The sequence below is a fragment of the Rhodococcus sp. NPDC055112 genome, from assembly GCF_053607505.1.
Genome location: NZ_JBSGTR010000011.1, coordinates 96764 through 108553, shown reverse-complemented (window position 1 = coordinate 108553; position 11790 = coordinate 96764). Strand labels below are relative to the sequence as shown.

Below are 11790 nucleotides of genomic sequence, written 5' to 3'. Positions count from 1 at the left end.
CATCGGCGGCGACCACCGAGTTCGGCACCAGCACGATGGCGCGAATGCCGCCATACTCGGATTCGGTTAGCTGCACAGAGATTCCGTGCCGCGCACCCAGCTGCGAAACGATGAACAACCCCAGTCGTGAAGTCGCCGAGAGCGTATCGACCCCGAAATCCGGTGGAATGCGCAGCATCTCGTTGACGCGATCGAGTTCTTCGACGGACATTCCCATGCCCTGATCGGTGATCTCGATCGCGACCCCCTTGCCGACCACGTTGCCGCTCACTTCGACGCGCGACTGCGGCGGGGAGAACGCCGTCGCGTTGTCGATCAGTTCGGCGAGCAGGTGAATGAGGTCGGCGACCACGTTGCCGACGATGAACACCTGAGGCATGCGGCGGGTGTGCACCCGCGTGTAGTCGAGGCTCTCGCCGGTCGCGCTACGCACCAGATCGACCAGTGGCACCGGACTCCGCCACTGGCGGCCGGGCTCGCCGCCACCGAGGATGATGAGGTTCTCGGCGTTGCGGCGTTCGCGGGTCGCCAGGTGGTCGAGCCGGAAGAATGTCTCCAGCAGGGCTGGATCCTCTTGCCTTTGTTCGGCCTCGTCCAGGACCTCGAGTTGCCGGTGCACCACCAGCTGGCTTCGGTGGGCGATGTTGAGGAACACCGCGCGTACGCCCTCGCGGGTGCGGGCCTCGGTGACCGCGGCGGAAACGGCCGCTGTGTGTGCGCGGTTGAAGGCCTTTGCCACCGAGCCGATTTCGTCGTCACCGAAGTCCAGGTGGGCAGCCTTGGGATCGATTGGCTCGCCCGCGCCCAGCTTGCGCATGGTTTCGGGCAGTTCGACCTCTGCCAGGTCCAGCGTTTCCTTGCGTAGGCGCGTGAGCCGCCCGATCAATCGGTTGGCCAGCCATAGCGACAGCAGGAACGCCACGAGCGCAAGCGCGAGCACAGCGGCACCCGCCCACAGTGAGTTTTTCGCGGTGTTCTTGCCATCGTCGGCAGCGATCTGGTTCGCATGGTCGTTCAGGCCCTTCCATGCGCCGATCACGCCCTCAGACAGCTGTTCCTGTGCGGTGTTCCACTCGTCGAAGGTCATGGGCGGTGACGGGACGACACCGCTTTTGTCCGGCTTCGGCGGATTGATGAGGTAGTCCTCCATCGCGGCCACCTGCTGCCAGCTGGGAGAGGCCAGCGCTGCCCGGATCTTCTCGGCTGCTGGATCCGCGCCCAGGTCAGCGGCGAGCTGCGGAAGTGCGCTCCGGTAGTACCCGACCAGATTTCGATAGTCGTTACGCAGTGGACCGCTGCTGAGTCGTCCCTGTAGTTCGGCAGCGGTGAGCGCGGCGGAACGTGACATTCCCTCCATCGCGTGCAGGATGCGCACGCCATTGATGAGCGCGACGCCGACCTCGGCGGTGGGCGCGTTGCCGGTGATGAGGTTGGTACCGAGCGCAACCGCATCGAGAATGGTGTTGTAGAGGGCGTATGTGTCCTCGATCGGCATTCTTCCTGCATCGATCTGACCGCGAATCTGGGGCAGGCGAGCAATCAAGGTGTCGAATCCACCCGTGTCGGCACCCATGGTGCCCTGCGACGCGCTCTGCAGCCTTGATGAGTAGGGGGCCAGCTCTGCGAACGCGGTGTCGAGCTTGTTCCGTGCTGCGGCGAGCGCGGCCGGATCGCTCTGTTCACCGGACAGATGCCACAGCGACAGCATCCGTTCCTGTTCTACCGCGGCAACCACGTCGCGAGCGAGGCTCACGGCATCTCCGTTCGCCGCCGCCCATTGTTCGGACTGTCGGCCCTCACGTATCAGGTATCCCGCTGTGCCTACACCGATTCCCAGCAACGCCAGGCTTGGAACCAATGCGATGGCCAGGATCCGGGCCCGGATACCGAGGCGCACTTTCAACATCGGGGGAATATAGCTGGCCGAATTTCTGCCGTGCACTTCGGCCTCGCTACCCCGATCATTTCTCGATTCGGCCGGGCCCCTTTGTGTTTAACCCTATGCTCAGGCGGGTCGACGCGGATTGCAAGGCTAACGAATTTCTCTATTCGTGGTGCTTCCAGACGACGATCGCGAACTGGCCGATGGGTATGTCCGGATCACGTCTATTGCACCGCGGTTTTGCCGCCATCCCCATTCGGCTGAGCAGTCGGCGCTCACGGCCTACGCTGGCACTACAGCAGGGTCGGGGGCGGATCCCACGCCGGAGGGCACGCCATGCGCGGTACAACGATTCATCGCCTACTCACCGCCGGAACCATTGCGTCGACAACCACGCTGATGCCGCTCCTCGGCTCCACGGCCGCGGCGAACCCGCCGCCCGGCCCAGCGGCGTCGACCACCGCGTTCCAGATCCCGGTCACGTTCCTCTCGGGTTGCGGGGTCGGGTTCAGGTGCTACCTACCCCCGCTGGTGCCCCTGACCCCCACGGCCACGACGGGAGCGCCGGGCGAAGTGACCTTTCAGCTTGCCCGTCCAACCACGTACCAGATCGACTCGTACGACTGCATTGGCGTGACGGTGAACTGGCGAAACCTGACGACCGGCGCCACTGGGACCACCCAGGTCCGACGCGTCCCGATCGACTACAGCCGCACAACGCCGCAGGACTTCTGCGCGTACACCCCTTCGACAGTGCAAACCGGCAGCGGCGTCGTCACCGCGACCGCCGACGCGCGAACCCCCGATCACCGCCCCGTCAGCCCGGGCGTCGTGGTCCTCCCAGTCCCCTAGGCCGGCGTTCAAGGGGCCGAGCGGAGCCGGATGCGCACCGCCTGTGGTGGGCATCCAGTTTCACCCGTCTTGTGGCCCTGCCCCGTACATTTGCATCGTTGTCGGCTCATCCAGATTCACTTGACGTCAAGGCGAGGAGTAGTTCGGATGGATCTGTCCACGATGCTCGAGGTAACGCACAACGCCCGCGGTCTCGCGGGGCTACCGCTCGTGGGTGGCGGCGCGGTGCGGGCTGGGGCGCTGTATCGCTCCGACGCATTGAGTTCGCTCACCCCTATGGGAGTTGAGCAGTTGGCGTCGTTGGGAATCGGGACGGTCGTGGATCTGCGGACCGAGGGAGAGCGGCATCGGGCACCGGATGTGCTTCCTCCGGATGGTTCCGTCCGGTTCATCTCGCTGCCCGTTCAGGGTGGGGCCATGGACGAGCTTGTGCAGCAACTACTTCCCTCCGATGGGCGTAGTGGCTCGCTGGCGCACGATCAGATCCAGAACATCGTCGACCAGGTTCCGCTGTTGAGTGATCTCTACGTGACGATTCTCGAGAACAGTGCCGCCGCGTTCGCGACCGCAGCGAGGAGCATCGTCACTCCTGCCGACGGGTCTCGTCCCGGCGTGCTCTTCCACTGCACTGCGGGAAAGGACCGGACCGGGTTGGTATCGGCGATTCTGCTGATGCTCGCCGATGTCGAGCGGCAGGCGATCGTCGAGGACTACACGCGTACGGGAGAGAACTTGGCCGGCCCGTTCGCCGAGCAGTTGCTCGGGCTCATCACATCCCTCGGCATTCCTGCCGTGCCGAGACTTCGCGCCTTGGCAACAGAATCACCGGCCGATGCGATCGAGACGGCCATGGACTGGCTTGACCGGGTGCACGGCGGCGCAGCCGGATACCTGCGTGAAGGTGGGTTGTCCGACACCGAGATCGAGAGCGTGCGAACACAGCTGCGCGACGCGGTCGACCCGCCGACGATGAAGCCCGCCGACCTGATCGAGCACGGGCCCGGGTGAGAGCCGATGACAACGGTAGGGCGAGACACGTACCTCGCCCTACCGGTCACATGCTGTCGATCAAGGCCGGGCGGCGCCGGAGGGAGCGCCGCGTGTTCCTTACCCTTGGGGGCCGGGCGCGTCCTCAGGCGGCAGCTTGTGCGTGCATGTGGGCGTACCGGCGGCGCGGGCGGCGCGCTCAGCCGGATAGGCACCGGCCAACTCTTCGCGGCTCAGGCCGTCGAGGGCGAGAAGGGTGTCGCCGACGACGAGCGCCTGTTGGTACATCCGGTTGAAATCGATGGCCTCGGGCCCGAACGACGGGGCCCACAGGGACCAGGGACCCGAGATACCGCCGATGGCGGGGATGAGACGGCTGTGGAACGTGGTCCCCAGACCGCCGAAGCTGCACTGCGCCGGGACCCGACCCGGTTTCGGCAGGTCGAATCCGCGCAGGACTGAGGTCCGGTCGAGCGGATGCGCCTTCACCGCCGCGACCAGCGCGCTCGAGATCGCGGGGCTTTCACTGCCGGCGAACCAGGAGTAGGGCTCGCCCGCTCCGGTGAATGCCAGCTGTTGGCCCGGCCCGTTCGCGCGGTTCACCGGCAGGATCTCGCGGGTTCCCATGTGCTCGACGGCGAAGGCGAAGGCGACGCTACCCGCGTCGTACTCCTTGTCCAGCTGCGTGGCGTATCGATCTGTCCCCTCCTTGGACATGTGGAGGTGGGCGCTGCCGAAGACGAATTCGTAGGTTCGGGGGCGGCATTCCATGGGCAGGCGGGACAGATACTTCGCGAGCACCAGCATCGTTGCGCTGCTGTTCTCCTGAACCCAGGTGTTGCCGTCGGTGTTGGTGTTGATGACGATTCGTTCCTGGCTCTGCCCGGGGATCGTGGCGATCAGGTTGCGGGTGGGGGCGTCGTCGACGTCGGCGAGCACGGTGATCTTCGCCTCGGCTCCCTGTTCGGCGAGCTGCTTGAGCCGCACCGCCTCGTCCACGCCCGCCCATACCGCGGGCACCGTGAAGTGCGTGCCCGTGTGCGGGTCGAAGTAGCCCTGGATCTGCGCGGCGGGCACGTTCCACGCCATGATCAGGCCGGCGGCTCCTGCGCGTCCCGCGGCGATCGGGTCCTTCGCGTACTCCCCGGTGAACGGCCGTTCGTAGTTGCCCAACATTGGGAAATCCGGGGTCATGAAGTGCGAAAACGCACCGAAGGCTGCGTAGGGGACGGCCGGGAACTGGACGTCACGGATCACGATGCGTCCACGCGAGTTCTCGGGCGTGATCTCGGTTCCGGCGGGCAGGTAGACCAGCGGAGCGGTCCGTCCGGCCTCGCCGGTGGGCTGGGAGTAAGGAACCGCGCCGGCCGTCGGCACCTGTTCGGGCTCGCCGCCCGGTCGCGGCAGGGCAAGCCGCCCGGCGGCGGCCAGGTCACGGCCCGGCCCGGTCTTCGAGCGAGGCGAGGGCTGCCAACGCTTGATCGTGAACGCGTCCGACCGGGTGCTGACGTCGGGCAGCGCTTTGAGGCGGCTCTCGAGCCAGTCGGTCAGGCGTTCGTGCTCCGGGCTTGCCGTCGACCGGAGCCCGAAGCCGGCGATCTTGGCGTTGAGGCGTTCCAGCTCGTCCGGGCTGGTGAACGAGGCGGGGTCCACGGATGCGGGGCAGGTCTCGGCAGGGCGGTCGGACGAGCCCGACGAGCCGGTCGACGGCGTAGCGCCTGCTTGGGCGAGGCCCGTGACTGCGAGCAGGGCGGCTGTCGCGAGTGCGGGTATCGCGCGGCGAAGTTTCACGGGCGGGTCTCCATTGTTCGAGCCATAGAAGTGACAGTGGTTACTTTTATACAGGTCGACTATGACCCATGTCACGTTCAGCGGATTCCGGTCCGGTCTGGGACGTCGCCGATCAGTCCGGCGTCGCCGAGAACATCGCCTCGATCCAGAGGCCTGCCTCGGCAGCGAGGGCAGAGGTATATCCGCCCTCGGGATCGTCGAGGACATCCGAGGCGAGCTGACGGACGGCGTACACCGCACCGATGTACGCGGTGAGCGGCGGCCGCGGATGCTCGGGCCAGAGCCGCTCCCGCTCAGACTTGAGCACCTGCGCTATGCCGACCAACGCTGTGCGGCGACGTACGCGGGCGGGTCGCCCCAGTGTATCCATCTCGACCTGAAAGGCCTGGGCCACTACGGGATCCGCATCAAGGGCTCCCAGGTATGCCGCAACCACGGACGTGACCACCTCCCGGCCCCAATCCGTCGTGGTGGTCGGCAGATTCTGCCGAATGCGCGTCAGGAGGACCTCGATGAACCGGTCGTAGGCGGCGAAGACGCACGAGTCCTTGTCGGGAAAGCACTGGTAAAAGGCGACCTGAGAAACCTTTGCCCGCGAAGCGATCTGGCGCACGCCAACGCCGCGATAGCCCGACTCGGCCATCAGCTCCGTCGCGGCAATCATCAGCCGCTCTCGCTGTGCCGCAAGAACCTTGTCGCGGCTCAGCTCGTGCCGGCCCCGAGGTAGCTCCGGTGGGGTTGTGAAGAACACCCCATCGCGAATCCTCCGTGTCAAGGCCACACCTTTCGTCCACCGGCATCAAGAGACAACCCTCGGGAGTTTGCCCACAGTCAGTATCCCCGAGACCTGCCACATTCATCCACGCAGCGACCTCCACCCCGTTGGCAGCGTGTTCGGGTCTGGACGTACACGCGTGGTTGCGGCGGCGAAGCTAGATTCCGGTGGTGGACACAGCGGATGATCTGCAGCTCGCGCTCGATGTCACTGACGCGGCCGCGCGACTGGCAATGCTCCACTTCGAATCCGGAGTGACACCGACGGCGAAGGCCGATGGCACCCCGGTCACCGAAGCCGACCACGCGGTGGAGCGCCTGCTTCGGGACCGATTGTCGGCGGCACGACCCCACGATGCGTTCCTCGGAGAAGAGTTCGGACGGATGGGCGAGTCTGAACGGGTCTGGATCCTTGACCCGATCGATGGCACTGGCTTCTTTGCTCGCCGTGATCCGAACTGGCGCATCCAGATCGCGTTGGAGGTGCATGGGGTCACACAGTTGGCAGTGGTCGTCTCTCCAGCACTTGGGCGGTGTTGGTGGGCGTCGAGTGGTGACGGTGCATTCGAGGCGTCCTGGCCGCTCGCAACCGACCAGCCCCGCAGCCTTCGGGTCAGCACAACCTCATCGGTAGCGAACGCTGTGGTCGACGCGATCGACGAGCAATCACTCGCCCGCTTCCCCGCAATCGCGACCCGCGCACCGGGCAGCCCCCTGCCCCTGATCGAGCTCGTTCGCGGCGAGATCGAGGCCTTCCTCGCCGAGCGATATCACAAGTGGGATCACGCGCCTTGGGTGTTGATCGTCGAGGAAGCCGGCGGCTGCTTCACCGACCGGACCGGCGGACATGCAACGGATCAAGGTGGCGGCCTCTACTCCAACGCCGTCCTGCACGCTCAGTTCCTTGCGGACCTGAACTATCCGGGCCGGCCGAACGAAACATCCTCGAAGAGAGCTGATCCGGTTTTCAACGAAACCGCCATATCATGGGCAAATGAGCAGTAATCCTGCCGCAGATCAAGTTGCTCGCCTACTGGTTGAGCGGGAGGATCTCCTACTCAGAATCCGCGAATTCGAAGCCCTCCTGGACCGATCGCGGCGACAGCTCGACAACATCAACACAGAGATCTCCTCGCTTCGCCGAGTCGAGAGCGAACTACTCCGGCGCCACCCTGAACTCGAGCAGGAATAGCCGCGAAACGGCACCGCAGACCCTGCCCCCAACAAACTGGATCTCGTCCAGAATTGTGTGGCCAACCTGCCCGTCCGCCCACCTAAGCGGAAGGCGATGGCAGACTCCTCGGCGACCACCGACCCCTCAGATGGCTGCCACGGTTCGGTAGCTCGCCTACGTCATCGACACCGCCGCTTGACAACTCGGATACACGATCACCCGAGGCGGCGGTGACACGGACCCGGTGCAGCCGATCGCCGAGACGGCACAGCTGTTCAACAGCCTGCCCGGTATCGGGCCGATCCATGACAAGGAGACCCCATGAACAGCGTGCACTGGGCCACCCACCTCGCCGAGGTCGATTGGCCGACGCTGGAGCATGCGTACGGCAATGCGAGCGATGTGCCCGGCTGGATCGAGGGACTGACCGGCACGGAGACCGTCGAAGAGTCGCTACACGAGCTGTGGGCGGCGGTGTTGCACCAGGGAACCCTCTACGACTCCACCCCGCCCACGATGACGTCTATCGCATCGCTGCTCGGCGCACGACTGACAGCGGATGCGGAGAGCACGGCGTGGTTGCTGCTGATGTTCGCCGACACGGTGCAGGACTATGAACAGGTCGAGGTGGATGACGCCGAGACGGCCACCCTCGTCCGGCCGGCCCGGGACTCGTTGACCCGGATCGCGGCGCTCGTGCGACCACTGATCGCCGACGACGGCCCGGAGGCCGCCGCCGCGGCACTGCTGCAGGCCGCCGCGCACACGGCCGATTCCGCCACTCTCGAGACACTCGCGGCGCGGGCGAGCGCACGCCCTGCCGCGCAGGTCGAGCAGGCATGTGTCGCCGCGCTCACGACCCTCGGTGTCGATGTGTCGGCGGCTCTCGCCGACGGGGATCCCGGCCTGGTGATGGCGGCGACGCTTGCGCGGATCGCGGCCGGGGGCACTGAGACCACCGATCTCGACGCGCTCGTAGCGGGATGGGAGCTCGCCGTCGAGGTGGCGCCCCGCATCGCATTCGGCGTCGAAAACCTCCCGGAGTGGTTGAGCGCGGTCAACCCCGTGGCGGCGGCTCAGGTACTCGCCGCGCTGCCGACGCCGGACGAGACGACGATCGCAGGGCTCGTCGATGTCGTCATCGGTTCCCGGAGCAACGCTCCGGCGGCGGTCCGTCGCTTGCTGGCACTCGCGGCGCTGCCTGAAGCCGGGCCGGGCGTGATGATCGCCGCGCTCCGGCAGTGCCCGGCGACGCCCGAGGTCCGCGACCTGCTCGTCGCCCTCGCCGAGCGGGTCACTTCCGGTGGCACCTCCGCCATCGGGTCGAGCACTTTCGACACGGATGCTCGGGCAGATTCCGCCCTCGCTCTGCTGCGGGCCGACGACGGACGGTGGGCTCGCCCAATGGCACAGGCGCTGCTCACGAACCCCGCCGCCCGCGGTCTCATGGTTGCCACCTCCGCGTCGGGGCGTTCCGCGCTCGGCTACGCGCTCGTGCGCGAGCCCGCACCGTCCGCCACCATGCTGATCGCTGGTATTCGACAGGCGCTGCGGCAGCAGCCTCCTGCCGATCCGTCCCGCGACGGCGCCGGGCACCTCGTCGATTTGCTCGCCTCCTGGCCCGCCGAGGCCACCGCCTGCGCGCTGCCCGAGGTCCGGGAGCTGCTCGCGGTCGCGCCGAAGCAGGCCGCCGACGCGCTCGCGACGTGGGGCGACACCGCCAGCATCGACCGCATCCGCGAGCAGAGCGTCACCGGCGACGCGACAGTGCTGCTCGCTCTCGCGCGCCTGACGAAGGACCCGGATGACTTCCATCGCGTTCTCGGCGCCGACCTCGAGTACAGGGAGTCAGAGGTGCTCGCGCACTGGGCTGACCACACCGACCCGCGCTTCCTCGACTGGTGCCGCAGCCTCGTAGGCAACCAGCCCGCGACAAGCGACTACCAGCGAGCTGATCAGCTCACCTCACTGCGCATTCTCGCCGCCGTCGACTCGGGCGAGGCCGCAACCGGCTGGCCCGTGCTTCGCAGCATCCTCGACGCCGGTCGCGGCCCGATCGAAGAAGCCATCGGTCTCGCGCTCGATTGGCGCGACCAGCAGTTGCTGTCGCCCGAGGCGCGCACCGACTTCGAGGCGCTGCTTGCCGACCTCGTCGTCACCGACCGCAAGAACTTCAACGGACCGCTCGTCAAGGCCAGCGCCGCCGCCGCGATCGCCATCCTCGACGTCGGGCTGCCCCTGCCCGGCACACCCGCACGAATCGTGAAGGTCGTCGCGGGCGCCGTGACCGACCGGTGGGCGCGCGACCTCGGCCTCCGGCTCGCCGAACGGCTGACGGCAGCACCGGCAACGGTCCGCCGCGCGGTCGCGAAGAAGCTCCACTCCCTCGTGGACCGCGACGAGCGCTTCGACTCCACCGGCGACATCGCCGTCGAGGATGAGCGCGCCCTCCCCCGCCTGCGCCAGATCCTGCAGAACCTGGAGACCGAATGAGTCCCCTGTGCTCAACCGCCGGCTACTACCGCACACGGGGATTCACCCTCATTCGTCGGACCTGAGGAACCGTCGTACGTGGCAGTGGAGTCAGGCGTCGCGGCGACGCACGGCCCGCCAACCCGACCAGACCGCCGCGGCCGCCCAAGCCGCGGTCACCGCCAGACCAGCCCATGCGCCCGGGGAACCGACCGGATCTTGGACGAGCACCTGGCGACCCGCTCGGTCTGGCAGGTAGGCGACGAAGCCGCCGTTGCTGGTGACATCGCCGAGCACGAACGACAGCATCAGCACGAGCGGGACGAGAACGCCCAGTGTGGCTGTGGCACTGCGTAACAGGCTCGCCACGCCGGCAGCGAACAGCGCCATCAAGGTCAGATAGATGGCGCAGCCGACGATCGCGCGAAAAGCGACCGGGCCTGACCATGCCATTCGCTCGTCACCGAGCAGCCACTGCCCACCGACAAAGCAAGTCGCTGCCGTCACCAGGCCGACAACGAAGGTCAGCCCCGCGACGACGGCCAGAGTGGCCAGGTAGAGCGCGCCGCGGCGGGGCACAGCGACGAACCAGATCCTTGCCCCGTTGTCCTTGTACTGCGCCGCCACGACGAGGGCGCCGAAGCTGATCGCGACGACCTGACCGAAGTTGATGCCGAAGAAGCTGATCAGCAGCGGGTCGAAATCGGGCTCGGCCGAGCTCTCCCGGCCCAACGTCGCGCTGCCGACCAGGGAGAACCCCACGGTGACGACGAAGAGCAGAGCGAGCACCCCACCCAGTGAGGGCAGCGACCGAGCCTTGATCCATTCCGAACGGAGCACAGGTGCGAAAGTCATGGCTATACCTCCTGGATTGTCGTGCCGGATGTGTGGGCGGCCACGTGCGATGTCAAGGCCAGGTAAGCCTGTTCGAGCGAGGCGTGTTCATCGGCCAGTTCGAGAACGGGGATGCCTGCTTCCGCCAGCAGAGGTCCGACGTCCTCGATTCGAGCGCCGCGAACCGTCCATCGGCCGCTGTCGCCCTCGACGGCCGTGAAGCCCGAGCCGGCGAGCGCCTCTTGCGTGGGTGCGCCTGCCGGGGCGCGCAGGCGCACACACGGTTCGGCAAACGCGCGAACGAACTCGTCCGTAGCGGAATCAGCAAGGACGCGGCCCCTGTCGAGAACGAGCAGATGATCGGCGAAGGCGGCGGTCTCGCTCATCAGATGGCTCGAGACCAGGACGGTGCGGCCCTCGGACGCGAGCCGCCGTAGCACTTCCCTGATCCAGACGATTCCCTCCGGGTCCAGCCCGTTCGACGGCTCGTCGAGGATCAGCACCCTCGGGTCGCCGAGCAGCGCTGCGGCGATCCCGAGACGTTGACGCATTCCGAGCGAGAAGGTCGAGACACGCTGGGCGGCAACCTCGGACAGCCCGACCTCGTCGAGAACGGCCCCGACACGGTCCGTCGACAGCCGGTTGCTCGCCGCGAGCGCGAGCAGGTGGTTGCGCGCGGTCCGCGCCGGGTGAGGGGCAGAGGCATCGAGAAGCGCGCCTGCGAGCGTCAGCGGCTGTTCTGCCGCGGCGAAAGGTAGGCCGCCGATCGTGGCGGTGCCGGACGTGGGCCGGTCGAGGCCGAGGATCATGCGCATGGTGGTGGATTTGCCCGCGCCGTTGGGGCCGAGGAAGCCGGTCACGATGCCGGGGCGAACCGTGAACGTCACTCGATCCACCGCCGTTGTCGATCCGTACACCTTGGTGAGCTCGTGGACTTCGATGGTGGTCATGGCATTCAGCCTCTCCGGCGTCGGCCCCGCGATCTCCCCCCGTGGGTGGGATGTCCTCCCCCATTTCGGGGAGA

General features: G+C 66.9%; 9 protein-coding genes. 4 read left to right on the top strand and 5 right to left on the bottom strand.

Annotation, left to right across the window (positions count from 1 at the left end; all coding sequences use genetic code 11):
- The coding region (locus ACWFRB_RS08555) for a sensor histidine kinase (protein ID WP_452640268.1) at positions 1 to 1906 on the bottom strand (1906 nt) is incomplete at its 3' end.
- Positions 1907 to 2218: 312 nt separating this feature from the next.
- Between ACWFRB_RS08555 and ACWFRB_RS08550 the strand changes: the two genes are divergently transcribed.
- Both ACWFRB_RS08550 and ACWFRB_RS08545 read left to right on the top strand, forming a co-directional pair.
- Entirely contained in the window at positions 2219 to 2734 is a 516-nt protein-coding gene (locus tag ACWFRB_RS08550) for a hypothetical protein (RefSeq protein WP_452640266.1), read from the top strand.
- 30 nt (positions 2735 to 2764) lie between these two features.
- Positions 2765 to 3742, top strand: a complete 978-nt coding sequence (locus tag ACWFRB_RS08545; protein ID WP_452640264.1) for a tyrosine-protein phosphatase — start codon at positions 2765 to 2767, stop codon at positions 3740 to 3742.
- Positions 3743 to 3841: 99 nt separating this feature from the next.
- On the opposite strand, the gene ACWFRB_RS08540 is transcribed toward ACWFRB_RS08545, so the two are convergent.
- Entirely contained in the window at positions 3842 to 5512 is a 1671-nt protein-coding gene (locus ACWFRB_RS08540) for a hypothetical protein (protein ID WP_452640262.1), read from the bottom strand.
- A gap of 112 nt (positions 5513 to 5624) precedes the next feature.
- On the bottom strand, positions 5625 to 6176 hold the full coding sequence (locus tag ACWFRB_RS08535) for a TetR/AcrR family transcriptional regulator (RefSeq protein WP_452640260.1): 552 nt from the start codon (positions 6174 to 6176) through the stop codon (positions 5625 to 5627).
- Positions 6177 to 6457: 281 nt separating this feature from the next.
- Between ACWFRB_RS08535 and ACWFRB_RS08530 the strand changes: the two genes are divergently transcribed.
- Positions 6458 to 7291, top strand: a complete 834-nt coding sequence (locus ACWFRB_RS08530; protein ID WP_452640258.1) for an inositol monophosphatase family protein — start codon at positions 6458 to 6460, stop codon at positions 7289 to 7291.
- A 490-nt stretch (positions 7292 to 7781) separates the two neighbouring features.
- Positions 7782 to 9953: a hypothetical protein gene (locus tag ACWFRB_RS08525; protein WP_452640256.1), complete on the top strand. Its 2172-nt coding sequence runs from the start codon at positions 7782 to 7784 to the stop codon at positions 9951 to 9953.
- A gap of 90 nt (positions 9954 to 10043) precedes the next feature.
- Here ACWFRB_RS08525 and ACWFRB_RS08520 read toward each other — a convergent pair whose 3' ends face one another.
- Both ACWFRB_RS08520 and ACWFRB_RS08515 read right to left on the bottom strand, forming a co-directional pair.
- Positions 10044 to 10787, bottom strand: a complete 744-nt coding sequence (locus tag ACWFRB_RS08520) for a hypothetical protein (RefSeq protein WP_452640254.1) — start codon at positions 10785 to 10787, stop codon at positions 10044 to 10046.
- Between the two features lie 2 nt (positions 10788 to 10789).
- Positions 10790 to 11716, bottom strand: coding sequence for an ABC transporter ATP-binding protein (locus tag ACWFRB_RS08515; RefSeq protein WP_452640252.1), 927 nt, complete (start codon positions 11714 to 11716; stop codon positions 10790 to 10792).
- Positions 11717 to 11790 lie beyond the last annotated feature (74 nt).

Excerpts from the sequence above, each read along its gene's own strand:
- ACWFRB_RS08550 (WP_452640266.1), top strand. The coding sequence starts at position 2,219 with ATGCGCGGTACAACGATTCATCGCCTACTCACCGCCGGAACCATTGCG.
- ACWFRB_RS08545 (WP_452640264.1), top strand. The coding sequence starts at position 2,765 with ATGCGCACCGCCTGTGGTGGGCATCCAGTTTCACCCGTCTTGTGGCCC.
- ACWFRB_RS08535 (WP_452640260.1), bottom strand. The coding sequence starts at position 6,176 with ATGATTGCCGCGACGGAGCTGATGGCCGAGTCGGGCTATCGCGGCGTT.
- ACWFRB_RS08525 (WP_452640256.1), top strand. The coding sequence starts at position 7,782 with ATGAACAGCGTGCACTGGGCCACCCACCTCGCCGAGGTCGATTGGCCG.
- ACWFRB_RS08520 (WP_452640254.1), bottom strand. The coding sequence starts at position 10,787 with ATGACTTTCGCACCTGTGCTCCGTTCGGAATGGATCAAGGCTCGGTCG.
- ACWFRB_RS08515 (WP_452640252.1), bottom strand. The coding sequence starts at position 11,716 with ATGACCACCATCGAAGTCCACGAGCTCACCAAGGTGTACGGATCGACA.